Raw genomic sequence first — 24,775 nt, forward strand, 5'->3', positions numbered from 1 at the left:
GGGTGACACATGGCGGGACACATGTCGGAGACGATGGGGGCGTGGGAGGTGGCGGAGCCGGGCCCCGTGGAGGCGGCGCCGCTGCGCTTCGTCGAGAAGCCCGTGCCGGTTCCGGGCCCCGACGAACTCCTTGTGCGTGTGCGCACCTGTGGCGTGTGCCGGACCGATCTCCACGTCGTCGAGGGCGATCTGCCGCTGCACCGGCACCATGTGACGCCAGGTCACGAGGTCGTCGGTCTGGTGGCGGCCATGGGCGAGGCGGTCACCGGGTACGCGGCCGGGGACCGGGTCGGCGTCGCCTGGCTGCGGCGCACGGACGGTACGTGCGTGTACTGCCGGCGCGGGAACGAGAACCTCTGCCCGGACTCGCAGTACACCGGCTGGGACGCCGACGGCGGCTACGCCGAGTACACGACCGTGCCGGCGGCGTTCGCCTATCCGCTGCCCGGTGGCGTCGAGGATGTCGCACAGTCTCCACTGTTGTGCGCGGGCATCATCGGCTATCGCGCACTGCGGCGGGCATCGCTGCCCTCGGGCGGGCGACTCGGCCTGTACGGGTTCGGAGGCAGCGCCCATCTGTGCGCCCAGGTGGCGCTGGCGCAGGGCGCGACGGTGCACGTTCTCACACGTGGCGAGGCGTCACAGCGGCTCGCGCTCGAACTGGGCGCGGCGTCCGCCGGAGGCGCCTACGACATGCCGCCGGAACCGCTCGACAGCGCGATCCTCTTCGCACCGGCCGGCGAACTGGTCCCCGTCGCGCTGCGCGCCCTGGACCGCGGCGGAGTACTGGCGGTGGCGGGCATCCATCTCACCGACACCCCGCCACTGGACTACCAACGAGAGCTGTTCTACGAGAAGGAGTTGCGCAGCGTCACGTCCAACACCCGTGACGACGGACGCGAGTTCCTGGCGATGGCTGCGCGCCACGGGGTCCGTGCCACCACCCACCCGTATCCCCTGTCCCAGGCGCCGGACGCGTTGCGGGACTTGAAGGCGGGGCGGTTCGACGGGGCAGCGGTGCTGGTCAACGACATCTCGGGCCCGTCGTAGCCGTCCCTGAGAGCGTCTCCCCCGCTGCGACAGGGGTGGCTGGTGCTGTCCGACGGGGCGACGATCTTTCGTCACCAGCCGACGAATGCGCGGCCGTGGGCGACGCCGCTCCGACGGAGAGCCGATCTCCGCCCCCACGCGTGACCGACGAGGGCGCTGCGCTTCCGATGCACAACCCGCCACAACGGCATGGTGATTGGCGGAGCTCGATCGCGTGCTCCGAGTGACGCACGAGGTCTGGACACACTCCCGAGGGCGTGCTGTCATGCTTCCGGTTACACGTTTCCAACGTTGTAAGTCACCGCTGGCCCCGGCAGGGACTCGACGCTCAGGCACCACCGGCCGGGCAGGCGGCAGCGACAGCCGCCCGCTCCGCCGTACTCGCTGAGACGCAGTGACAGGAGGATCTGTGAGACGACGTAAGCCATGGCACACCCTGGGTCCCGGTCGCCGGCGCTGCCGCGTGCTGGCGTCGACGGCGGCGGCCATTGGACTTGTCGGCGCGCTGTTCGTGGGTCCCGCCGCGGCCAGTCCTGACCGTGGCTCCGGCGCGGCCGCCCAAGGCTGGACCCCCAGGACGCCACCGCTCACGACTCCGTGGACGGACGAGGTCGGCCCGGACAACGCCCACCCGGAGTATCCACGGCCACAGTTGACGCGTAAGCGCTGGCAGAACCTCAACGGTGTGTGGCAGTTCGCCGGCGCCCAGGCCGGTGACGCGCCCCCCGTCGGCAAGGACCTGGACGAGCGCATCCTCGTGCCGTACCCGGTGGAGTCAGCGCTGTCCGGCATCAAGCGCCACGAGGACCGGATGTGGTATCGCCGTACCTTCACGGTCCCGCGCGACTGGACAGCCGTGCCCGGCCGGCGACTCCTCATGAACTTCCAGGCCGTGGACTACGACGCCACGGTCTGGGTCAACGGCCACCAGGTCGCTACTCACCGAGGCGGCTACGACGCGTTCTCCGCGGACGTCACCGACGCACTGAAGGGCACCGGCCCGCAGGAGGTCGTGGTCGGCGTCACCGACGAGACCGACAAGACCTGGCAGCCGGTCGGCAAGCAGCGCAACGTGGCCGACCGCGGCATCTTCTACACCTCGAACTCCGGCATCTGGCAGACCGTCTGGATCGAGCCGGTGTCCAGCGGGCACATCGACTCACTGCGCACCACGCCCGATCTGGACACCGGCACTGTGTCCGTCGCGCCGCGCCTCACCGGCGCGGACGGCATGACGGTGCAGGCGACGGCGTACGACGGCGACGAGGCCGTGGGCAGGGTCACGGGACCGGCGGGGTCGACGCTCACGGTGCCGGTCCCACACGCCAAGTTGTGGAGCCCCGACTCGCCGTTTCTGTACCACCTGCGGGTCCGGCTCCTGCGCGGCGGCAAGCCGGTCGACGAGGTGGGCTCCTACTTCGGGATGCGCGAGATCGGCACCGCCAAGGGCTCCGACGGCAGGATGCACATCACGCTCAACGGCAAGCAGACGTTCCTGCTGTCCACGCTCGACCAGGGTTTCTGGCCGGACGGCATCTACACCGCACCGACCGACGCGGGCCTGAGGTTCGACCTGGCCGAGCACAAGCGGCTCGGCTTCAACACCGTCCGCAAGCACATCAAGGTCGAGCCCGACCGCTGGTACTACTGGGCGGACAGACTCGGTCTGATGGTGTGGCAGGACATGCCGTCGATGAAGGTCGACTTCTCGAAGTCCCGGGCCGAGAACACCCCGCCCGAGGACGCCCGGCAGGAGTTCGAGCGGCAACTGCACACCATGGTCGACCAGCACGCCGGCTGGACCTCGATCATCGGCTGGATACCGTTCAACGAGGGGTGGGGCGAATGGAGCCGTGAGGCCACCGGCCGGATCGCGGACGACGTGGCCAAGCAGGACCCGACCCGTCTGGTCAACGCCCACTCCGGGGTCAACTGCTGCAACTCGCTGGGCGATTCCGGCAAGGGCGACGTCGTCGACTTCCACCAGTACGTGGGGCCCGCGTCACCCGTACCGGAGGGACGGCGCGTGGCCATCGACGGCGAGCACGGCGGCTTCGGACTCGAGGTCCCCGGCCACATGTGGTTCGGCGACGGCGGCGCGTACGAGATGGAACCGGACGCGGCGACACTGACCAGGCGCTACGTCGAGAACCAGCGCGACCTGCTCACCGCCGCCCGGCAGTGCGGCATCTCGGGCAGCGTCTACACCCAGATCACCGATGTCGAGCACGAGGTCAACGGCTTCTTCACCTACGACCGGCAGGTGAAGAAGATGGACTTCGACCAGGTGCGGGACATCAACGAGAAGGTGATCAAGGGCGCCGACGGCTCCGCCCCGCCGCCGCAGTTCCCGCCCGGGACACCCGGCCTGAGCGGCAAGAACGCCTGGCCCCTGGACGAAGGCAGCGGAACCGTCGCCAAGGACGCAGCCGGTGATCACGACCTGAGCCTGCGTCAGGGCGCCGTCTGGGGCACCGGTACATCCGGTGGGGACCTCCAGTTCGACGGGGTCGACGACCACGCCGAGACGGCGGGACCCGTCCTCGACACCTCCGGCAGTTTCACGGTGTCGGCCTGGGTGAAGCTGGACCGTCTCGACGGCTGGCGCACCGCGGTCGGCCAGGACGGGGAGGTCCAGTCGGCCTTCTTCCTGCAGAAGACCGGCGACACCGACAAGTTCGCGTTCAGCACGAGTGGTGGGCGCGCCCTGTCGACGTTCACGCCGCAGACCGGCAAGTGGTACCACCTGGTGGGCGTGCGGAACGCCGAGACGGGCGAGCACTCGCTCTACGTCGACGGTGTGAAGCAGGGCTCGTTCAGTCAGTGCCTGGACCCGGCGTCCGACGGCCCGCTCTCGGTCGGCCGGGCCCGCTTCAACAGCGGCAAGGTCGACTTCTGGCCGGGCGGTGTGGACCAGGTGCGTGTCTGGGACCGGGCACTCGGCAGTGCCGAGATCTCCCAGCTGTACGCCTCGGGCAAGTAGCCGAGCCAACACCTCCACGAGGGCCGGGCGGCGCCGTGCCGCCCGGCCCTCCGGCACCAACACGTCATGCGGGGTCCGGCGCCTCACCTGCCGGAGCTGAGCCAGTGGTGCAGGGCTTCGTGCACGCTGTCGGGCAGTACGCTGAGCTCCTCGATGACTTCCCGGTCCCCCGGCCAGGGAGCGATGCCGGCGGCGGTCAGCACCGCGTACAGGTTGAGGCGCCGCAGGTCTCGAGGATCGACGCGGCAGGCAATGCGGTCTGCGGACTTGGGCGGCGCCAGCAGGAAGTCCTCCGCCGCGGCGTCGTCCCGCACTCGTTCGGTTGATGCGGTCGTGGTCTGCATGATCTCGCTCCGTTCTGCCTCTGCTTCGTTCGCACGCCTCGCGCCTCCGGCGCCGAGTGTGCTGTGCGCTTGGTTCGCTACCAGTCCTGGCCTTCTTGCGCGGCCGCCGTCCATTGGCCCCGTGACAGTGATCGGCACCAAGGACAGTCCATTTCCGCCCAGCCGTCGCGGCGATCGCCATCGAGGCGACAGTCGTCCGCCGGCCGGCGACGGCTCCAGAGTGGATTGGGGACGAAGAGCCCGACCGTCGCCGAAAGAGCACGACTCAGGCGGTGCCAACACTCTGGGAGGCGGCGCGGGCCCTTCACCTCATCGGTCACCGACACCGCATCCCGGTGGCGGGCGTTCGCCGGTCGAGCGCTGTCACCGAGGGGGCACAGCGCCCACGCACTGCCCCTCGCAGGCCAGGACACGTCCATGGCGTTGTGCCGGTACCGGGCGCGAAAGCGGAAATGCGCACTGGCTCTCCCTGAAGGGCAGGGCGCCATCCTCCCGCGGCCACAGGCCGTGAGCAGGGTTGACGCGAAGGCGGTGAACGGCCGGCTGGCCGCACACCCCACCCTCCCCACCGGCACGCCGAGCACGCGCGGTACATGAGCGTTGTTACACATCGCCCATATTTCCGTGACTCTCGCCTTCATCCTCCATCAACACCCGAAATTCACCTTTTGGCCCCTCGCCAAGCCGTCCCACCGCCGCGAACGCCGCTCCGCAGCCCCGCTCAGCCGCCCAGCCGACACCCGAAAGTGAGTGACGACCACCCGCACCCGACGACGGGCGACGGCAGTGGCGCGACAAGCTCTGCGACGGCCACCACGCTCCGTTCGTCACTCGGCGCGGACGGCTTCCCGACGGAAATGACGGGGGCGCCTTGACCGTTGGTCTTTTGGGGCTTTCGGCTGTGCCGATCCGGGCTGTCCGGCAATATGCCTGTTCGTGGGGCGATTGCCGGTAGGGGTGGACAAGCTGGTCGAGCAACGAGTCCTACCCGGCGGCGGGTTGAAGCCCGTGACGGTCAAGAAGCGCGCGTTACGGGTCCGGCTCGCCCCCGGTTCACTCCCGGCCTTCGGTAGGCACGCACCAAGGGGTGAGGGCGGATGACTCGGGCGCAACCGGACACTCGTCGCGGGGTGTTCGAAGCCGGGGCACAGCCGCGACCGACCGTCGTGATCCTCACGGCACTGCCTCTCGAGTATGAGGCGGTACGGGCCCACCTCATCGACGTCGAGACACTTGTCCATCCCTCCGGCACCCGAGCCGAGCGCGGCCGGCTCGCCGGGACCCCCTGGTACGTGGCGATCGCCGAGATCGGCGAGGGCACTCTGACCGCCGCCGCCCTCACCGAGCGCTTCCACACCTGGCTGGACCCACAGGCCCTGCTCTTCGTCGGCGTCGCGGGCGGGCTCAAGGACGACATCAAGGTCGGGGACGTCGTGGTCGCCACCAAGGTGTACGGCGTCCACGGCGGCAAACAGACCACTCAGGGATTCCTCGTACGCCCCCAAGCCTGGCCCGCCTCCCACCGGCTCGAACAGGCCGCCCGGCACGCCCTGCGCGGCAAGGCCCACTTCAAGCCGATCGCCGTCGGAGACGTCGTCCTCGCCGACTCCGCCTCCGCGATCGCACGCCACCTCAACGAGCACTACAACGACGCCGTCGCCATCGAGATGGAGGGCGCCGGCGTCATGCAGGCGGCCCACCTCACCGGAACGCTCGGCGTCCTGATCATCCGGGGCATCAGCGACAACGCCGACGCACACAAACACGAACGGGACGCCGCAGGGAGCCAGTCGGTCGCCGCTCACAAGGCGGCCCACGCCGCAGTGGCCCTCCTGAGAGAACTCAGCGCCCCTCCAACGAAGTCGGCGGAGTTGCTGCTCGCCTACCTACGCAAAGCCGGCCTGGTCGCCGACCGGCACCCCGCTCCGGGGCTCGCCCGCTGGCCGGTGCCGACCTTCTCCAAGGTCTACCTGCCCCAGCGCAATGTCGGCTTCGCCTCCCGGCCCGCGAATCCGGTTCCGGACACGTGCGCAGACCGGGATGACCCGGCCACGAAACGGATCACCAATGGCGCTGTCCTTCACCCGTCGACCGTGCTGAGCGGCGGCAACTGCCTGGTGCTGGCCGGCCCCGGCGGCGGCAAGTCCAGTCTGCTGCAAGCGGTGCTGCTGGAAGGGCTACGGGCACCGGAGGCCGCAACTCCCGTGCCCGTTCTGCTGCCGGCCCGTGCACTGGCCAACAATCACCCGCTGCCCCTCGCGATCGCCTGCCACGTGGAAACCGATCTGGGTCGCCTCTGCGAGCTGTATCCGAGCACGGCCGCCGATCCGGATCCGAACACAGTCGTGCTCTTCGCCTCCCGCCCCCGTCCCGAAGCGCACTGGCTACTCCTGATCGACGCACTGGACGAGATCATCGACCCCGTCCAGCGGGGGGTGGTCCTGGATCGTCTGCGCGCCTTGACGGAAGACGACGCTCCTGTACACCAGTTCGTCGCGACGAGCCGTCCCCTGCCGGGCTGGGAGTGGGAACGCCTGGGTGACAGGGTGGACCGCCGTGAACTCCAGCCCTTCGACCGTACGGAGCTGCGGAGCTTCGCCGTCGACTGGTTCGAGAGTCGGAACGTACCCTCACCGGAAGCGCGTGCGGAGGACCTGCTCGCCCTGACGGAACAATCGAACTATGCGGCCATGGTGCGGGTTCCCCTCATGGCCACGATCCTCTGCCACCTGTGCCAGGTACCCCTGCAGAACAACGGGACCGCTCCGGCTCCGGAGGAAGGCCACCCGTCCGCGGTGGGCGTTACCCGACGCCCCGGCTCCCGTGGCGCTCTGTACCAGTGGTTCACCGACCTGTTGTACACGCAGCAGGTCGCAGCGGGCCTGCACGAGCGGGTGCGGACAGCACTGAGGGACTGTGGCGGCGGTCTCACCGAGCATGCCATCTCGCAGGCGCAGCGACGCATCGGTGAGATGGCCGTACGCCGGGTGTCCAAGGGCGCGGGCCCTCAGGCCGGCCGGGAGGAGCCCTGCCCGCCGTGGGTGCCGCCGCCGCTGTGGGAGGCGGTGCTACGGGACATCATGCTGGGCACCGGCCTAGTGACGGAACAGGCAGGACAGTTGGTGTTCCTCCATCACACCCTTGCGGAATACCTGGCAGTACGGCACCTCGCGAGCGATCCGCCGGCACTCGCCAGAACCGTCCGCGCTGTCCTGAAGACCGGCCGGCTGCAGAGCGTCCGACTGCGACTGGCCGACTGGCAGTCGTACGACCGGCCGGAAGGCGACTCATACACCGGTTTCCTGCTCGACTGCGCGGCCCGGGGAGACGTCGACCGCGCCGCCCATCTTCGACGGATCACCGCCCTTGCCGGTGTCGGCGGCAGCGCCTTCGTGATCCGGCAGCACCTGCTGGGGACCCACGTCGAGCCGGACGTGGTGAAAGACGCCGCCGACGTACTCGCCAAGGGAGCCATGGACCCTCGGGCAATGGGGTGGTCCCGTGTCGGAGCCATTGAGCTGCTCATCAGGTGCGGCGACGAGCGCGGCGCGGAAGCTCTCGCCGAGGTGGCCAAAGCGCCGCTACGCCTACTGATTCCCCGCCACAGAGAGTCGTCGGAACTGACTTTTGGGGCCGGGGCCGCCGATCATTGGCATGACTTGAAGCACTACGAGGATCTGCTGACGGACCTCTCCCGGATCGTTTACGACCCGGATCTGCCCGGCACCGCGCGCGTGCACGCCGCTATAGCCATGGCGGCCGTGGAGCGCAAGCACGTGCGCGACGGCAGCGGCCTGGACGCGCTCCGCGCGCTCAGCCTCGGTGCACCCGATCCGCAGGATAGGAAGATGGCCAAGTGGGCACTGGGTAACGCCCGTCGCGGCCGGCGGTGAGCGTCCCACGACAGAAGTCCACGGCCTGACGGCCGGCATCCCGGCTGTCGGGTCCGGGCCGACGGGCTGAGCGTAGCCGAGCCCAGCCGTGGCACTGCCGCCCTGTTGCTCCACGTTGCCCGATGACTCCCCCGCCCTCCCTGCTCGGCTGCTCGGTTTGCTCCACGACGATTCCAGGGCTGCCCGACATGCCGTGTGGCTCGAGGCGGCCGTCATGGACGATCTGCCCGGGCGGCGGGCCTAGTTCGTCGACCGGCTCGGGCTGACCCCGCCGCCGCTCGGCCGTGTCGCTGTACCCGGCTCGCCAGGCCGCAACGCCCTCGTACATCCTCCTCAGAGAACAGAGTCGGCCCGCGGGTCAGGAACTCAGGCCCGCCTGCGCGTGAGGGCAGATCGTCAGCTGCCTGCCTGGCTGGATTCGCTGTCTTGGTCGGCTGCCGTCAGTGCTGTGTGCACGGTGGTGAGGATCTCCTCGGAGAGTGGGGAGCCCTTGGTGGCGCGGGCCAGGACGAGGGCGCCGACCATGGTGCACAGGCGGGTGATGCCCTCCGCGTTTCCGGCACCGTCGGTGTCCTCGGGGGTGAGGAACTCGGCGAAGTCGGCCACGCCCCCGGTATACGTGCGGCGGGCCTCGTCATTGCCGGAGTTGCGTGCGATGTCGGTGGCGAGGGCTGCCGCGGGGCATCCTCCGGCGGCGTCGTCCCGGTGCTCCACGGAGAGATAGGTGTCGATGGCCGCCTTCCGGGCCGCCTCGCGCTGTCCGGTGTGCCGGGCGAGCCCGTCGAGGTGATGCCGGGCGAGCTCGGCGAAGGCGAAGGCGGTGGCCTCGTCGATCAGGGCCTCCTTCGAGGCGAACTGCTTGTAGAAGCCGCCGTGGGTCATCCCGGCCGCCTTCATCAGGTCGGCGACGCTGACCTGGGTGCCCTGTTCCCGCAACAGCCGGGAGGCGGTTTCCACGACCCGTCGGCGGTTCTCCTGCGCCTGCGCCTGAGATACGCGGCCCATCGGCCACCTCCCTTATGGATGTCGAGTGGCATCTATCGTAGCCCTGTGTTTAGATTATTAGTGTCATCTAAGTAGGACGGGCCGCTCAAGGCCGCACGGATCAGGAGAGCAGCATGGAGCTTAAGAACGCGGTCGCAGTGGTCACCGGTGCCAACCGAGGGCTCGGGCGGCACCTTGCCGGCCAGCTCGTGGAGCGCGGGGCGAAGGTGTACGCGGCCGCCCGCCGCCCGGAGACCGTGGACCTGCCGGGCGTGACCCCGCTGGCTCTGGACGTGACGGACCCGTCGTCGATACGGGCCGCGGTCGATGTCGCCTCGGACGTTTCGCTACTGATCAACAACGCGGGCATCTCCACCGGCTCGTCGCTGATGACCGGCGACCTGGACGCCGTACGACTGGAGATGGAGACCAACTTCTACGGCCCGCTCACCGCGACCCGGGCCTTCGCCCCGGTCATCGCCTCCAACGGCGGCGGCGCGATACTCAACGTCCTGTCCGTCCTGTCCTGGCTGCACCCCGCCCAGCTCGGCTCCTACGCCGCCTCCAAGGCCGCGGCCTGGGCCCTGACGGACGCGACCCGCGAGGAGCTGGCTCCCCTGGGTATCACCGTCTCGGGGCTGTACGTCGGATTCATGGACACCGACATGGCCGCGAGCGCTCCCACCGATATGAAGTCCGACCCGGCCGACATCGCCGCCCAGGCCCTGCACGGAATCGAGACGGGGCTGCCCGAGATCCTCGCCGACGACACCACGAGGCAGGTCAAGCGGAGCCTCGCAGGCGCACCGACCCTGAAGTGAGGCGGAGCCCCACCGCACCGGCAAGGTGACGGCAAGCAGCCGAGAACCAGACGCCGCGCAGACAGCCCGCCCCGGCAAAGAACGGGGACGGAGGCCGGGACGGCCTGGTATTCAGATCTCAGCGCACGCAGGGCGTCAACCGGGGAGGGGTTGCATGACGGGCAATGGCAAGCGGGGTTCGGCAATCATCGATGAACGCTCTTGGTACCTGGCGAACGAGCTGCTGGCTTTCCTGATCGAGATCGCCGCGCTGGGGCTGCTGTGCTGGTGGGGATTCACCGCGAGCGGCAGCGCGGCAGCCAACGTGCTCCTCGGTCTCGGCGCGCCGGCCGTCGCCGCGGTGCTGTGGTGGCTGTTCGCCGCACCCCGGGCGCCCTTGCGTCCGCCGCTGCCTGGCGTCCTGATCGTGAAGGTGCTGGTGCTGGGCGGCGGCGCACTGGCGTGGTACGGGATCGGTCATCCGGTCGGGGCGCTGGTCATGGCGGTGGTGACGATCGTGAACATCACTGTGGCGGAAGTCTTCCGCCGACCCGCACCGGGGGGTGCGCAGCCTGTTCCCAATGTGGCGCGCCCTGGCGGCTGAGGCAACGCATCCGCCGGCAAGCGGCGCTCGCCGGCGACGGTGTCTCCACCTGGTGAGACCGTCGGGTGCAAGTCGCCGTGCCCAGACGCGGCCACAGTGTGATCGCCGTCGTCATGGGATCGCCATGACGACCATCAGTCGGCGCCAGGTCGATGGCCAAGGCTGTCGCGGGGGTCCGCACGCTTCGTCACGATGGGGAGGTGAGGTCGAGAGGAGTCACACCGGGTGCTCCGGCACGGCTCTGCTGGGCAAGAACGTCAGTGAGAACGTCAGCGATGGTGGTCAGTTCCAGCTGAGCGCGTACCGCGCCTTCCAAGCCCTCGTAGACGCGCTGTAGTGCGGGCTGGATTCCGAAGCCGACCGGGCAGGACTGGTTGGGAAGAGTGTGGTGCATTCCCAGTACGGGGCCTGCTTCGACGGCCTGGTACACATCGAAGAGGGTGATCTTCGCAGGGTCGCCGAGCAGTGACCAGCCGGCTCCGGGCCCCCGTCGGGACTCGACCAGTCCCGCCTTGCGCAGATCCCCCAAGGATCGCCTGATGACGACCGGGTTGGTGTTGACGCTTTCGGCGATCTGGTGCGAGGTCACCACGTCCCGCCCCAGACGCCGGTTGAGCTCCATCCAGGCCAGTACGTGGGCCGCAACAGTCAGCCTGCTGTTAGCACTCATGCTCACCCCATCCTCGGTGCAACCGTACGAGTTTTCGTCGGTACGTCCCAAACAGGGGCGGGAGGTCGGCACGGCGCCTGGGCCCACCGAGTCTCTCGACACCATCTCGACCACTCCGCGCATGCCGCCTGCCCATGCGACTGCCAAGCGGCCAGCGGATACTTCTGGCAACGATCCCTGGAGGCCTTCATGGGGCAGCTCGAAGGAAGAACGGCTGTTGTCACCGGCGCGACCAGCGGCATCGGGCTCGCAACCGCCAAGCGTCTCGCGGAGGAGGGCGCCTACGTCTTCCTCACCGGTCGCCGAGAGTCCGGAGTCGACGACGCGGTGGCGGCCGTCGGCCCGGACAGTGCCACTGGTGTGCGCGGCGACATCGCGGTGATGACCGACCTGGACCGGTTGTTCGAGACGGTCACGGGCCACGGCAGGCGCATCGACATCCTCTTCGCGAATGCCGGCGGGGGCGAGTTCTGTCGTCTGGAAGACGTCACCGAGAAGCACTTCGACGACACCTTCGGGGCGAACGTCAAGGGGATGCTCTTCACCGTGCAGAAGGCTCTCCCGCTGCTGAACGACGGAGCCTCGGTCATACTCACCGGCTCGACGGCAGGCAGCGGCGGGGAAGAGGCGTTCGGGGTCTACAGCGCCTCAAAGGCGGCCGTGCGTTCCTTCGCGCGGACTTGGGCCAACGAACTCAAGGGGCGGGCGATCCGGGTGAACACCGTCAGCCCTGGACCCATCGACACCCCCGGGATCAGCGGGTTGGCACCCGATGACGAGCAGGCCCGTCAGCTGAAGAGGTCCCTGATCGGCACGGTGCCGCTCGGTCGCATGGGGCGGCCCGAGGAGGTCGCTGACGCCGTCGTCTTCCTCGCCTCGGATCACAGCAGTTTCATCACCGGGGTGGAGTTGTTCGTCGACGGAGGCCAGCAGCAGGTGTGACACCCAAGCGGTCACGGCTTCTGTGCGCTGCGCGGCCGACTGGCCGGGTTCACTCCTCGGGCTGGGGCCAGGCCTGGAGGGCGAGATCCACGATCTCGTGCAGCCGCTCGCGGCTGGCTCCGCCGGCGGCCTGGACGGCGATGCCCTGGTAGACGGTACTGAAGTACGCGGCGAGTCCGGCGGGGTCGCTGCCGGGTGGCAACTCACCGCAAGACTGGGCCAGCTCCAGCCGGTGGTGCAGCGCGACTTCGCCGGCTTTCCGACGCGCGGCCAGTTCCTCCTGAGCCGCCTGACTGGCAGGGGCGCAGGCCAGGCCGCCCTGAACGGTCATGCAGCCGCTCGGGTACCGGGGGTCGGTGGTGGCGTCTGCCGCACCGTGAAGCAGCTGCTCGACGATGGTGCGGGCGGTGGGCTGCGAGAAGGCTTCCTGGATGTAGTGGGCGGGCCCTTCGGCGTAGCGGTCGAGCACCTTGCGGAACAGTTCCTGCTTGTTGCCGAAGGTGGCGTACAGGCTCGGCGGGTTGATCCCCATGGCGTTGGTGAGGTCCGAGATCGAGGTGCCCTCGAAGCCTTGGCGCCAGAAGACCTCCATCGCACGGTCGAGCGCCTGGTCGGCGTCGAAGGCGCGTGGTCGTCCTCCTGCCATGAGGGCCTCCTGGGTGCCTGTTCGTGGTTCGCGACACATCTGTAGTGGTCACTATGTTACCGCTTGACAGCCCTTCTCGGTCAACCCTAGTTTCTTAGTGAGCGATACATAACACTCAGGGTCGCACGGACTGCGGGCCCGCACCGCCGGACGCCGACCGCACCCCTTCCCGGTCGTCGGGCGGCCCGGATCCACCATCCGCAAAGGGGCGAGCCCCGCGCCACCTCGACACCCGAGGGGCAGCCAGGGCGCTTGACACCCCAGAGGGGCGGAGTTAGTTTTTTATCAGTCGATACAAAACAGCGTCATGGTTCGGGAATTTGTCGTAACAGTTCTTGTTACAACACTGCAGCCCCTCTGGCTCCGCCCGGGCTCTCCGAGCCTGAGACGGATCGCCATCACCACAGCAGCATCAGAATTGATTGGGAAAAAATCATGGGACAGCTTGACGGCAAGACGGCCATCGTCACCGGTGGCACCAGCGGCATCGGTCTGGCCACCGCGCAGCGGTTCGCCGCCGAGGGCGCATACGTGTTCATCACCGGACGCCGCAAGGAAGCGCTCGACGCAGCGGTCGAGTCCATCGGCGCGGGCGTCACCGGCATTCAGAGCGACGTCTCCGACCTGGCCGGCCTCGACCGTCTCTACGCGGCAGTGGAGCAGCAGGGCCGCCGTATCGACGTGCTGTTCGCCAACGCCGGCGGCGGCGGCTTCTCCACGCTGGAGCAGGTCACCGAGCAGCACTTCGACGAGACCTTCGGCAACAACGTCAAGGGCATGCTCTTCACCGTCCAGAAGGCGCTGCCGCTGCTGAACGAGGGCGCCTCGGTGATCCTCACCGGCTCCACCGCGGCTTCCGTCGGCAACGAGGCCTTCGGCGTGTACGGCGCTTCCAAGGCCGCCGTGCGCTCCTTCGCCCGCACCTGGGCCAACGAGCTCAAGGGCCGCACGATCCGTGTCAACACCATCAGCCCCGGCCCCATCGACACCCCCGGTATCGACGGCCTGGCCCCCGACGCCGAGCAGGCGGCACAGCTCAAGGGCTTCCTGGCCAGCCAGGTGCCTCTCGCCCGCATGGGCCGCCCCGACGAGGTCGCCTCCGCGGCGGTCTTCCTCGCCTCGGACCAGAGCACCTTCATCACCGGCATCGAGCTCTTCGTCGACGGCGGCATCAACCAGATCTGATCCACCACCGGTCAGGCTGCCCGGCCTGAAGCGGCCGCCTTCCCGCCATCACCTACCGCCCGTGGTGACGGGAAGGCGTCCCCCCTCTTCCACAGCCTCTTCAACAGCCGCCGGCCCGCCGCCCATGGCGCTCGCACCGCGGCGTCCGATCCCGCGCGGCGCGGCCGTGCGAGCACAAGCAGGGAAGACACGATGACACTTGGTCGAGTAGGCATCTGGAGCACCGAGCTACGCATGGCAGACCCGGGAGAGATCCGGGAAGCCGCAGCCGAACTCGACGAGCTGGGCTACGGCGCGCTGTGGATTCCCGGCCTGGGGGGCGGGGACATCATCGGCGATTCCGAACGGCTCCTGAAGGCCACCCGCGCGACCAAGGTCGCGGTCGGGGTGCTGAGCATCTGGCGGCACGACGCCGCCGAAATGGCCGCCGGCCACACCAGGCTGCACCGCGACCACGACGGCCGTCTGCTCCTCGGCCTCGGGGTGAGTGACCCGGCCGCGGCGCACGCGGTCGGACGCCCCTACCGGCCGCTCGCGGACATGGGTGCCTACCTCGACCAGCTCGAACAGGCCCCCGATCCGGTACCGGCCGACCTGCGACTGATGGCCGCCCTGGGGCCGAAGTTGGTCCAGCTGGCCGGGCAGCGCACCGCAGGCGTGCACCCGTTCATGATCACCCCTGAGCAGTCCGCGGCAACCCGAGACCTGCTCGGTGCCGGCCCGATCCTGGCCCCGTACCAGGCTGTCGTGCTGGAGACCGACCCCGACACGGCGCGCACCGCGGCGCGCGGCTTCCTCGGCATGTTCCTCGGCATGGACCACTACGCCCGCAACATGCTCCGCCAGGGTTTCACGGAGGACGACCTGACCGGCGGCGGCAGCGACCGGCTCATCGACAGCGTCGTCGCCTGGGGCGACCCCGATGCGATCAACAGGCGCATCCGCGCGCACCACCAGGCGGGTGCCGACCACGTCTGCCTGCACGTGGTCGGCGCCTCCTCCCCCGTGCCTCGGGCCGAGTGGCGCGAACTGGCCCACCTCATCCCCTGAGCCCGTCCCTACGCTCCTGCGATGCGCAGATCCACTGCGCATCGTCACCCAGGGCGGCCCTCACTCGGCCGCCCTGACCCCTTCCTGCCTCAATCCGCGGCGCCCACAGGCGAGCCCGCCCTCTGGTCTCGGCGCCTGGGGCCACGCACCCTTTGCAGCGTTCGACGCGCTCGCCCGCACGGTGCCTGCGAACACTCGAGAGGTGATCGCACCGGGGCAAGGATGGCGCGCCCCATGAGCAGTGCTCGCGCACTGTCTGCGCTTCGCGGGCCGGGCATCAGCGCGGTCCAACGCCGAGGGCCTGATTGTGGTGGTCGGCTGCGCTTGCCCGGGCGCGGCCACGGGTCCGGCGAGCGGTCAGGACGGCTCCGACGGTCAGAGCGGCGGCTGCCAGCAGTGCAGGGCCGCTGAGAGTGATGGCACGCTGCAAGGACGTGGCTGCCGCGAAGCCGGCCATGGCTTCGGCACCGGCCCACAGGGGGGCCGCCAGCAGGCTGTAGGGGGCGATACGCCGGTAGGGCAGTCCGGTCGCGCCCGCCAGGTGCGGGGCCAGCGTGCGTACGACGGCAACGAATCGGGCGAGGAAGATGGCCTGGCCACCGCGTCGGGTCATCAGAGTCTCGGCTCGCTGCCAGGCGGCGGCGGGAATGCGGCGGCCCAGACGACCGGTCCGCAGGCGGCTGCCCAGCAGGCGTCCGGTGCGGTGGCCGATGGCATCACCGGCGACGACCGCGCACGAGGCGATGGCGATGACCAAGGTCAGACTCAGGCCACCGGCGCGAGCCAGCGCACCGGAGGCCAACAGCAAGGTCAACGTCGGGACGAAGGCGCCGATCAGCAGCACGGATTCGGCCAGCACCGCGGCCGCCACCAGGGCATAGGCGGCCGGAGGAGGAACCTGGCTGATCAGGCCGGGCAGCACATTCACCGGCTCGCTCCGGTCAGGGCGGTGAGGGGGGCCGCCGGCGAGGCTTGAGGTGCGGGACGGCGCAGGTGCCAGACCCGTGCCGGGGGCAGGTTGGCCCACACGGTCCAGCAGCCGGTCGCGTACGAGCGCTGGTAGTCCGCGAGTATCTCCTCGACGTCGTGGTGACGGCGGGCTTCGGCGCGGGTCGCGGTGACGGCGCGGGCGTAGCGGCTGCCCCGGTAGGCGAAGTAGGCGAGGGTGCCGCCGGGCTCCAGCAGATCCATGTACCGCTCCATGATCTTTGCGACCTGAGCAGGAGTGAAGTTGGTGAAGGGCAACCCGGAAACGATCACGTCGTAGCGGTGATCGGTGTCGAGTTCTTCCACGAGAGCGTGGTGCACGCGGACGCGTTCGCTGTGACCTGCCAGATGCGGGTGAGCGCGGACGAGTTCGTGCAGTTGGGCGGCGAACCGGGGGTTGGCCTCGACTACGTCCAGGCGGCTGCCGTGGGCGAGGCGGGGGATGAGGGTGCGGGTGACCGATCCGGTTCCGGCGCCGACCTCCAGGACGTTGGAAGGACCCGAACCGGGATCATCGACGGGATCGGTGAGCAGACGGGCCAGTGCCTTGCTGCTGGGGGCGACGGCGCCGGTGGTGCGCAGGTCGCGGGCTGCTTCGAGGAGGAACATCCAGCCCTCGGCATGGCGCTGCGCGAGGACCCGGTCGTGTGAGGTGGTCCAGTTGTCCATGGATTCGAAGCTAGGCACTGGGCTGCGCGAGCAGATCCGCCGTTGTGCGCCGGTGCACCCCTACGAAAGTAGGGGGCGGTGAGGGAAGAACGTCGGAGGAGGGCTTTATGGCCTCGCCTTAGGCTCTTCCGCATGAGCGGGAAAGAGAGCTCCCGATGGGCCGTGTACGGGCGCTACGGGCTGGTGCTGGTGCTGACCGCCGCCGCCGTGCAGAACGGTGCCGCTTCCTTCGGCGGCCAGTACCTGACGGTCCGTACCCTGGCGGCTGTGCTGTGCGGGGTGGCTCTGGTGGTGCGCCGACTGCCCTGGCTTGTCGCTCCTCTGCTGACAACCGCAGCGACGTGTCTGTGGGGGTGGCTGATGCTGCCGCTGCTGCTCATCGCGTTGTTCGATCTGGCTGCCCGCCGTCGTGTCGCCGTGGCCGCAGGCTGTTGCGCTGTCGCGCTGGCCGCAAGCACCGCGCTGCCGGCCACGGCCTCGCTGTGGCGGCCCCAGCAGTACGGGGCCAGCCTTTTCCTGCTCCTGGCCGTGGTCGGGGGGCTGTGGATGGGCAACCGCCGTCGCCTGGTCCAGGCGCTGAACAGTCAGGTCGACCACCTGCGGACCGAGCGGGAACTGCGCGAACAGGCGGCGCGGGCTGCGGAGCGTTCCCGCATCGCCGCCGAGATGCACGACGTGCTCGCCCACCGCCTCAGCCTCATCGCCCTGCACACCGGCGTCCTGGTAACCCGCGCCGACACAGTGCCTGGCCCGGTCGCCCAACGACTCACACTGCTGCGCGCCGCGTCCACCGAGGCCCTCGCCGACCTGCGAGACGTCCTGGGAGCCCTGCACGACGCCGGCCCTGTGGCCGGGGACGAGGCGCCCGCCCCGGTACTGCGGGACGTACGCGAGCTCGTCGAGCAGGCCCGTGAAGCAGGTCAGCAGGTCGACCTCCGCGTCGAAGGCATGCCCGAGCAGGCGCCGGCCGCGCACCGCCTGGCGCTCTACCGTCTTGTCCAGGAGGGCCTGACCAATTCCCGCAAGCACGCGGCCGACGCACCTGTGCGCATCCGCCTGGACTACGGACCACCCGCCACCGTCGTGGAGATCATCAACACTGCCGGCAGGACGACCGCGCACCCCGCCCCTTCGGGTTTCGGTCTGGTGGGCCTGGGCGAGCGCGTCCACGCCCTGGGCGGGCACCTGAGTGCCGGACCGCACGGCGCCGGCTCCTGGCGCCTGGCCGCTCGCATCCCCCACCCCGCACACCACGAGCAGAACGGCTCCCGCACATGATCCGCGCCATGATCGTCGACGACGACGCCCTGGTCCGACTCGGCCTGGCCGACCTCCTCGACAGCGACGAGAACATCGACGTCGTCGCCCAGGCGACCGACGGTCTGCACGCCGTCGAACTGGCCACCGCGCACCGCGTCGACGTCGCCTTGGTCGACGTCCGCATGCCCCGTATGGACGGCATCACCGCCATCACCCGACTGCGCGCCCTGCCCCACCCCCCGAAAGTCATCACCCTGACCACGTTCGACCTGGACGAATACGTCTACAACTCCCTGGCCGCCGGCGCCGACGGCTTCCTCCTCAAGGACACCGACCCCGCCGAAATCCTGCGCGCCGTCCATCTCGTCGCCACGGGCTCCGCCATGCTCCACCCCACCGCCGCGCGCCGCCTCATCGACCGCTACCACCACTCCGGCCGACCCCAGGCTGCCGCAGCACGCGCCCGCCTCGACCAACTCACCCCCCGCGAAAGCGACGTCCTGACCCTGCTTGCTCAAGGGGACACCAATGCCGACATCGCTGCCGCCCTGGGTATGCGCGAAAGCACCGTCAAAGCCCACGTCAGCCGCATCCTCACGGCACTGGACGTCAGCAACCGCGTACAGGCCGCGCTACTCGCCCGGGACGCCAACCTCACCTGACTCCCCCGCTGTTCGTGCGCCTCTCGCAGGCGAGGAGGCCGCGCTCGGGCGCGACGGCGGTGAGGGCTTGAGCGGTCAGCTCGATGGACGAACGCGAACAGGGTTGGCGGTCAAGATTCCCCTGACGTCCTTGGGCTGCTCCGAGGCGAAGTACGGACGTCGCGGATGCTGAGGTCAGCCAGGGTGGCTCGGTGGCTCGTTGGAGGCGTTGAAGGTCTGCTGCGGTCACCGTGATTGCTCTACCGCGCCGCCGCCCGGCAGCCGTTCCCGGAAGGCTGCGGTGCGGCCCGAGTCCCTTAGCATGATCCGGTTCAGACCTGAGGGGGGTTCTTGTGCGTACGATACCGACCACCGTGACGGCGGCCCTGGCATGCCTGGTCATGGGGGTCGCCGTGACTGGCTGCGCGGACGACAGCGCGGCCGATCCGGTCTCCGCCGACCAGATGCTTGACGACGCGAATGCCACGATGCGCGCTCTGACGTCAGTGTCGATCGACGCGGTCACCAAGGTGACCGGGGGTCATGACCGCTCCAGCCGCCTGACGACCGACCTCAAGGGCAAGTGCTCCTTCGAGTCGACCTCGTCCACAGGTGCCAGCCTCGAACAGATACGGATCGACGGGATGGACTACGTCCGCCCGAATCGGACCTACCTCGAGGAGTCGGGCCGGCACATGGTCGGCGCGGACAAGCAGGATCGGTGGGTCAAAACCCCTGCCGGCAAGTCGCAGCCGGGAGACGGACTCTCCCAGTGCACGCACAAGTTCGCCTCTTTCGGCCGGGTGGAAAAGGGCAAACCGACCAGGGTCAACGGCGCCCCGGCGATCCGGTTGAAGGTAACCGACGAGAAGGAGGGCTCCTTCACCTTCTACGTCGCTACCAAGGGCAGGCCGTACATCTTCAAGGTCGTCTACAAGGACGACGAATTCGACACCACCACGTCGTTCAGTGACTTCGATGAACCATTGGACGTACAGCCCCCGGACAAAGCCAAGGTGTTGGACATGAGCGGCATCGGCTGATGGCAAGCTGCTCGTAGCGGCCACGGTCGGCCCCACAGGGACGCGCACGGGCGTACGTGATCTGTGCAGGGTGAGCAGCAAAGCGGCGGCAGGCGGGTCCCGCTCTCGCGCAGGCAGTCGCGTAGGGGCCCACCCATCTGCACTACGTCTCCTCGATCGCCGATGAGTTGCGGTGCGCCGGAGGGTCCAAGTCGGTACACCTAACGCAGGGAGAATCCGGTGGGTAAAACGCGCCTGCATCCGATGACTCACATCGCCCGTCGCATGTTCGAGCTCCTGGAGCCGATCTGCCTGGTCACCTACTTGGCCGACGAGTGCAACGAGGAACTGGCCGCACTCGGCCACCGCACCTACTGGGACGGTTACTTCGCCAGCCGCGCCGCACCGCTGGGACGGGTGTCGGCCCAAGTCGTGCACGCAGCCTTCTACAACTTCGCCGACGGCGAAGCCGCACGGCACATCCCCAGCGCCTGGGAGACGATCCCGCCCGAGGCCTCCATCGCCGCTCGGGAGCGGGGCAGCGCGGCCTCCCTACGGCGCATCCTCGGCGACGAGCTGGCCGGCTCCCCGGGCCTGGTGCGCGCCGCGGACCTCACCACCAAGGCCGCGACAAGCGCCCCCACCGAGGGCCGGGTGATGTACGCCGGCATGCGCACCCTCGAGGTACCCAGCGACCCTGTCGCCCGGCTGTGGCATTCCGCGACCATGCTGCGCGAGCATCGTGGTGACGGGCACATCGCCGCCCTTGTCGGCGCGCGTATCGGGGGCACGGAGGCCCACGTGCTCTCCGCTCTGGAACAGGGCATTCACCCGCCAGAGTCGTTCGGGCGCATCCACCACCTGCCGAAAGAGCGCCTGGCAGCGGTCATGGACGGCATGCGCGAACGCGGACTCATCGACGCCGAGGGCCACTTCACCGACGCCGGCCGCGCGACCAAACAGCACATCGAGAACCTGACCGACGAACTCGCCACCGCACCCTACGAGGCCCTGTCCCCCGCCGAACTCGACGAACTGATCACCGAACTCGAACCCATCACCGCGACGATGCTGGCCACAGGCTCACAATGACGCGCGGAAACCGCGGGGGCTCGCCGGATGCTCCGCCGCAGCTGAGCCCGGCTGCTTTCCCAGGGCCGGCCCGGCGCGACGCCGACTTCGCCCCCCGGTGCAGCGGGCGTGGCCCGTCCAGCAGCCTCCTGTGCGCGGCACGGCACTCGGTTGCTCTCCCAGGCGATCGATTCCAAGGGATGCCTGCGGAGGGTACGGCGTGGGCGGCGGCCTAAGCCACCGCGAGACGGTCAGGCGGCGGGCTGCCGGCCCTGGTTGTCGAGGTGGCAGCGGGCGGTCAGGCGTCAGGGTCGACTTCGGGGTGCGTGAACCGCACGGGCTTGCCCAGCGACCGGGCGTAGGCGACTTCGGCTCGGGTGCTGTCCCCGATGTAGTCGCCGACTACGAGCACCTCATCAGCGAGCCGGATCTTCGCCCGATGCAGATCGTCGAGTCGAACCTTCAGTGCCTCGGCCTCGGCAGGGTCGGACCAAAGTTCGTGCGGCGACTTCATGTCACAGCCCGGTTTGACGACAATCTTCCCAGCCTTGGTCTCCCGCAGATCGGCCTCGTTCATCTCGGTCATGAAACGGGTGGAGCCGCAGATCACGACGATACGGGGGAGGCCCAACAGCTTCTTCGCGTCGGCGAGCTTCTCCTCGGGGGTTCCTCCTGGTGGTGCGGTCCAAGGGGGGGCCTGCGGAGACGAGGGAAAGGGTGTCCAAGATCGTCCTGTGACAAACGACGTGGACACCCTCGCGACAGCACTCTAGGCGGCGGCCGGCGCAGGCCGTGATGTGCCGGGATCAAGCGATACCGTCCCCGCCGGCGGTGCCGCTGGTGTCAGCCCAATGCGGCCGTCGCCTGGATGCGGCTTGCGGGCGGACCGGTGCACCGATTGCCAGGACGATCCAGGTGGCTCCGGCGCAGAGGAGCCCGGGCAGGCCCAGCATCATGCGCTGCTCGTCCTCGACTTCGAACTCGTACCGACTCCGCGAGATCTCCACCGTGATACGGGGCGAGGCCGTCATGTCGGTAGCGAAGTACCGGTCGCCCACGACTCGCGGTGTCTCCAAGGCCCCTCCGCCGTCCAATACGTTCACAGCGAGCAGCACCACGCCGCAGGTGATCAGCAAACCGAGCATCACCCGCACCTGGCCAGGCAGGCCTCGTCCAAGGATCCACTTCGGGGGACTGCTGGCCTCGGACTGGATCACGGGCACCGCGGCACACAGACAGATCACGAAGGACAATGCCATCACCGCCATCGCCCAGCCTGTGCCGTCGACCAGTGGGGGCCCCGGCAGCCAGGTGAACGCAACGAACGACAGCAGGGCGACGCTCATGGAGAACAGGATCCCGCTCCGCACGGTGACGGTTCTTCGCACGGCCGGAGCCTCGCACATGCGCCATTTCAAGTCACTGCCGGATTCCGGCAGCGTACGCCGCTCCACTTTGCGGGATCCGCACCTCAGCGGCGCTCCCGAACACACCGGAACACGAGAGGGTTCCTCGACTCCCTTCTCGTCTCCCCTCGGCCGACGTGCTCTCCAAGTCTGTTGTCCCGTGCGCCAGACGCAGTACAAGTGCGAAGTCGTCGAAGAGGGCGCCGGGCCTCAGGACATGCTGCCCGGGCACACCGTCCCCGGGGCCGGGGTGCGGCCCGTGCGGAGGTAGTGGTCGACCGTCTTCGTGACACAGCGGTTCTGCGGGTATGTGCCGTGGCCCTCCTCCTCGGCCGTCAGGAGCACGCCTACACCGTCGCCGAGGGCCCGGGCCATGTGGCGGGCGCCGGGGTATGGGGTGGTCGGGTCGCCGGTGCCGCCGACCACCAGGACGGGCGCCGCGCCGTCGGCGTTCACCTGGAGCGTGGCGCGCTCGCCGTCGAACGGCCAGTCGTAACAGAGATAGACGCCGGTGGACCAGGCCGCGCCGAAGACGGGTGAGGCGGCTTTGACGCGGGCCTTGTCCCGGTCGAGGCGTTCGAAGCCGGGGCGCAGGCTGGAATCCGCGCAGGTGATCGCGGTGAGGGCGACGCGGCTGTTGTCGCGCGAGGTCGCCGCGCGGTCGGCGGAGCCGATGTCGTCAGCGCCCTTGCTCAGTGGACGGCCGTCGTTGTGGTCGATCAGCGCGGTGAGGGCCCTGGCGAGCGGCGCCCAGCCGTCCGTGCCGCGGTCGAGATGCTCGCCGATGTCGTACGCGAGGTCGTCCGCGTCGAGTTTCCTCCCGCCGCCGGCCGGGGCGGGCTTCTTCTTCAGGCGGTCGGCCAGGCGCGCGATGCGCCGCGCGGCCTCCTCGGGCCCGTCGCCGGTCGGGCAATGGCGAATACGGGCCGCGCAGTGCGCAGCGAACCGGTCGAACGCCGCCTGGACCGCCTTGACCTGCGACACCTGCTCCTCGTCGAGGTCCTCGGTCGGATCGACGGACGCTTCGAGGACGAGCCGTCCGACGTGCGACGGGTACAGGTGGGCGTAGACCGCGCCGAGCGCCGTTCCGTATGAGACGCCGAAGTAGTGCAGCCGCTCGTCGCCGAGCAGGTAGCGCATCAGGTCGAGGTCGCGCGCGGTGTGCGAGGTGCCGATGTACCGGAGGAGCGCCCCGGAGTGCTCGACGCAGGCGTCGGTTCCGCCGTAGCCGGTGTCGTCCGCGGTCTTCCCGCAGCGCACGGGGATGGTCGCGCCGACGCCGCGCGGGTCGAAGGAGACCAGGTCGTAGCGGTCGAGGAGTGGCCCGTACTGGTTGAGGCGTTCGGGTAGGCCACTCACGCCTGACACCCCGGGCCCGCCGAAGTTGAGGACGAGCGATCCGATGCGCCGGGCGTTCGGGCCGGTGGCCTTGCGGCGGATCAGGGCGACGTCGATCGTTCTGCCGTCCGGTTTGCGGTAGTCGAGGGGTGCTTTCATGACGGCGCAGTCGTAGCCCGTGCGCGCGGTGGACGGCGATGTGCAGCGGGACCAGTGGAGGTGCTGGCCGGTGGTGAGCGTGGTGGGCAGACCGGCAGGCGGGTTGTTCGCGGTGAACTCCGTACGCGGCTCCGTATTCCGGCCGCGAGCGTCGTGCTGGAGCCAGGCGCCGACGGCCCCGATCACGGCGAGGAGGACCCCGGCGATGATGCATGCACCGGCCGAGAGGCCCGGTCGGCGGCTTTGTATTGGACGTGCGTCATTCATCGAAACCCCGCGCTCCCGCCCCTGGACGCCCGCCGGTTGCCTGCATGCCGGTACACATGATCGTCCGATGCTCGAATGAGTGCAGGGTACAAGCCGCCTCCCACGGCTCGGCTCGCGAGAGTGCCGGAAACGCGTCCGACTGTCCCCGAGCGGTTCGCCTACGGCGCTGAGACCCGGGGGAAAGCTGCCTTGCGATCTCCGACGCCACAACCCTGCGCCTCTGATCTCCGAACGGCTCGAATCACCGCTCCGCCCGAATGGTCGTCACCGCAAGCACCGGATCGAGGGGCTCCACCAGTTCCTCGGTGGTGACGGCCACGAGACGCACGGGCGCATCACCTTCTACCAAGGCGCTCACGTACTCGATGGCCTCCGCAGGCGACAGCACAGGCACTCTCTGACGCAGTGTCCGCACAGCATGCATGCGTCCGCGCGTCGCGGCGACTCCGCGGAGCGCATCGTGCAGATCGTCTACTGCGGTACGCACCTGGAGCCCACGTATCCGGGCCCGGTAGTCGGTCTCCCACCCCCCGGTCACCGCGGAGACAACACAGATCTGGTGAAGCCCCCCGTCAACGCGGTCGACCAGGTAGGGCCCATCGCCGACCAGCATGTGCCCCGGGTTCCGAGTGCGGACGAACTCCTCGGACTGCCAGGAAACGATCCACACCAGTTCGTGCTCCTCGACACGGACTACAGCCATCCGCGTCGCATCCTCACTGACAGCCCGCCACTCCTGATAGTCGCGCTCGAGCTGTTCTTCCACAGCTCGAACAGCCACGCCTCGCTCGATCACACGTGCAG

The 24,775-nt window shown here is 69.2% G+C and carries 21 protein-coding genes and 1 pseudogene; 12 read left to right on the forward strand and 10 right to left on the reverse strand.

Annotation, left to right across the window (positions count from 1 at the left end):
* Positions 1 to 33 precede the first annotated feature (33 nt).
* Positions 34 to 1,050, forward strand: a complete 1,017-nt coding sequence (locus ACWCPN_RS33180) for a zinc-binding alcohol dehydrogenase family protein (protein WP_451214068.1) — start codon at positions 34 to 36, stop codon at positions 1,048 to 1,050.
* A 652-nt stretch (positions 1,051 to 1,702) separates the two neighbouring features.
* Complete coding sequence (locus tag ACWCPN_RS33185) at positions 1,703 to 4,033, forward strand: LamG-like jellyroll fold domain-containing protein (RefSeq protein WP_451213959.1); 2,331 nt, start codon at positions 1,703 to 1,705, stop codon at positions 4,031 to 4,033.
* A gap of 83 nt (positions 4,034 to 4,116) precedes the next feature.
* Here the strand turns inward: ACWCPN_RS33185 and ACWCPN_RS33190 are convergent, their stop codons facing one another.
* A complete protein-coding gene (locus ACWCPN_RS33190) occupies positions 4,117 to 4,377 on the reverse strand; it encodes a hypothetical protein (RefSeq protein ID WP_365127976.1) in 261 nt (86 codons plus the stop codon).
* 1,097 nt (positions 4,378 to 5,474) lie between these two features.
* Between ACWCPN_RS33190 and ACWCPN_RS33195 the strand changes: the two are divergent.
* Positions 5,475 to 6,218 (forward strand): annotated as a pseudogene (locus tag ACWCPN_RS33195) (5'-methylthioadenosine/S-adenosylhomocysteine nucleosidase); the annotation flags it as partial.
* Between the two features lie 2,448 nt (positions 6,219 to 8,666).
* Here ACWCPN_RS33195 and ACWCPN_RS33200 read toward each other — a convergent pair.
* Positions 8,667 to 9,275 carry a TetR/AcrR family transcriptional regulator gene (locus ACWCPN_RS33200; RefSeq protein ID WP_451213962.1) on the reverse strand — a complete coding sequence of 203 codons (609 nt, stop codon included), beginning with the start codon at positions 9,273 to 9,275 and terminating at the stop codon, positions 8,667 to 8,669.
* A 113-nt stretch (positions 9,276 to 9,388) separates the two neighbouring features.
* On the opposite strand from ACWCPN_RS33200, the gene ACWCPN_RS33205 reads away from it, so the two are divergent.
* Complete coding sequence (locus ACWCPN_RS33205) at positions 9,389 to 10,075, forward strand: SDR family oxidoreductase (protein ID WP_451213965.1); 687 nt, start codon at positions 9,389 to 9,391, stop codon at positions 10,073 to 10,075.
* Positions 10,076 to 10,229: 154 nt separating this feature from the next.
* Positions 10,230 to 10,658, forward strand: a complete 429-nt coding sequence (locus tag ACWCPN_RS33210; RefSeq protein ID WP_451213968.1) for a YrdB family protein — start codon at positions 10,230 to 10,232, stop codon at positions 10,656 to 10,658.
* 187 nt (positions 10,659 to 10,845) lie between these two features.
* Here the strand turns inward: ACWCPN_RS33210 and ACWCPN_RS33215 are convergent, their stop codons facing one another.
* The gene (locus ACWCPN_RS33215; RefSeq protein WP_451213970.1) at positions 10,846 to 11,328 is read right to left on the reverse strand and encodes an Rrf2 family transcriptional regulator; all 483 of its coding nucleotides are present in this window, start codon (positions 11,326 to 11,328) and stop codon (positions 10,846 to 10,848) included.
* Between the two features lie 189 nt (positions 11,329 to 11,517).
* Between ACWCPN_RS33215 and ACWCPN_RS33220 the strand changes: the two genes are divergently transcribed.
* Entirely contained in the window at positions 11,518 to 12,270 is a 753-nt protein-coding gene (locus ACWCPN_RS33220; RefSeq protein WP_451213973.1) for an SDR family oxidoreductase, read from the forward strand.
* A 49-nt stretch (positions 12,271 to 12,319) separates the two neighbouring features.
* Here the strand turns inward: ACWCPN_RS33220 and ACWCPN_RS33225 are convergent, their stop codons facing one another.
* Complete coding sequence (locus ACWCPN_RS33225) at positions 12,320 to 12,916, reverse strand: TetR/AcrR family transcriptional regulator (RefSeq protein ID WP_451213976.1); 597 nt, start codon at positions 12,914 to 12,916, stop codon at positions 12,320 to 12,322.
* A gap of 435 nt (positions 12,917 to 13,351) precedes the next feature.
* On the opposite strand from ACWCPN_RS33225, the gene ACWCPN_RS33230 reads away from it, so the two are divergent.
* Both ACWCPN_RS33230 and ACWCPN_RS33235 read left to right on the forward strand, forming a co-directional pair.
* Positions 13,352 to 14,101: an SDR family oxidoreductase gene (locus tag ACWCPN_RS33230; RefSeq protein ID WP_199209115.1), complete on the forward strand. Its 750-nt coding sequence runs from the start codon at positions 13,352 to 13,354 to the stop codon at positions 14,099 to 14,101.
* Positions 14,102 to 14,293: 192 nt separating this feature from the next.
* Positions 14,294 to 15,151, forward strand: coding sequence for a TIGR03620 family F420-dependent LLM class oxidoreductase (locus tag ACWCPN_RS33235; protein ID WP_451213979.1), 858 nt, complete (start codon positions 14,294 to 14,296; stop codon positions 15,149 to 15,151).
* A 277-nt stretch (positions 15,152 to 15,428) separates the two neighbouring features.
* Here ACWCPN_RS33235 and ACWCPN_RS33240 read toward each other — a convergent pair whose 3' ends face one another.
* Both ACWCPN_RS33240 and ACWCPN_RS33245 read right to left on the reverse strand, forming a co-directional pair.
* The gene (locus ACWCPN_RS33240; protein ID WP_451213982.1) at positions 15,429 to 16,079 is read right to left on the reverse strand and encodes a DedA family protein; all 651 of its coding nucleotides are present in this window, start codon (positions 16,077 to 16,079) and stop codon (positions 15,429 to 15,431) included.
* Positions 16,076 to 16,807: a class I SAM-dependent methyltransferase gene (locus ACWCPN_RS33245; RefSeq protein ID WP_451213983.1), complete on the reverse strand. Its 732-nt coding sequence runs from the start codon at positions 16,805 to 16,807 to the stop codon at positions 16,076 to 16,078. The genes ACWCPN_RS33240 and ACWCPN_RS33245 overlap by 4 nt, the downstream gene beginning before the upstream one ends.
* Positions 16,808 to 16,939: 132 nt before the next feature.
* On the opposite strand from ACWCPN_RS33245, the gene ACWCPN_RS33250 reads away from it, so the two are divergent.
* The 4 genes from ACWCPN_RS33250 (at position 16,940) to ACWCPN_RS33265 (ending at position 20,822) form a co-directional block, all read left to right on the forward strand.
* On the forward strand, positions 16,940 to 18,085 hold the full coding sequence (locus tag ACWCPN_RS33250) for a sensor histidine kinase (protein ID WP_451213986.1): 1,146 nt from the start codon (positions 16,940 to 16,942) through the stop codon (positions 18,083 to 18,085).
* Positions 18,082 to 18,729, forward strand: coding sequence for a response regulator (locus tag ACWCPN_RS33255; RefSeq protein ID WP_451213989.1), 648 nt, complete (start codon positions 18,082 to 18,084; stop codon positions 18,727 to 18,729). The genes ACWCPN_RS33250 and ACWCPN_RS33255 overlap by 4 nt, the downstream gene beginning before the upstream one ends.
* 353 nt (positions 18,730 to 19,082) lie before the next feature.
* Positions 19,083 to 19,751: a hypothetical protein gene (locus ACWCPN_RS33260; protein ID WP_451213992.1), complete on the forward strand. Its 669-nt coding sequence runs from the start codon at positions 19,083 to 19,085 to the stop codon at positions 19,749 to 19,751.
* 264 nt (positions 19,752 to 20,015) lie between these two features.
* Entirely contained in the window at positions 20,016 to 20,822 is an 807-nt protein-coding gene (locus ACWCPN_RS33265; RefSeq protein WP_451213994.1) for an SCO6745 family protein, read from the forward strand.
* A gap of 277 nt (positions 20,823 to 21,099) precedes the next feature.
* Here ACWCPN_RS33265 and ACWCPN_RS33270 read toward each other — a convergent pair whose 3' ends face one another.
* The 4 genes from ACWCPN_RS33270 to ACWCPN_RS33285 all read right to left on the reverse strand — a co-directional run bounded on the left by ACWCPN_RS33270 (position 21,100) and on the right by ACWCPN_RS33285 (position 24,767).
* Entirely contained in the window at positions 21,100 to 21,435 is a 336-nt protein-coding gene (locus ACWCPN_RS33270; protein WP_451214071.1) for a hypothetical protein, read from the reverse strand.
* Between the two features lie 172 nt (positions 21,436 to 21,607).
* On the reverse strand, positions 21,608 to 22,147 hold the full coding sequence (locus ACWCPN_RS33275; protein ID WP_451213997.1) for a hypothetical protein: 540 nt from the start codon (positions 22,145 to 22,147) through the stop codon (positions 21,608 to 21,610).
* A gap of 270 nt (positions 22,148 to 22,417) precedes the next feature.
* Entirely contained in the window at positions 22,418 to 23,971 is a 1,554-nt protein-coding gene (locus ACWCPN_RS33280; RefSeq protein ID WP_451214000.1) for an alpha/beta hydrolase, read from the reverse strand.
* A gap of 241 nt (positions 23,972 to 24,212) precedes the next feature.
* Positions 24,213 to 24,767, reverse strand: a complete 555-nt coding sequence (locus ACWCPN_RS33285; RefSeq protein WP_451214003.1) for a YrhB domain-containing protein — start codon at positions 24,765 to 24,767, stop codon at positions 24,213 to 24,215.
* Between the last annotated feature and the right edge of the window lie 8 nt (positions 24,768 to 24,775).

This window comes from Streptomyces sp. NPDC002386 (assembly GCF_053593175.1).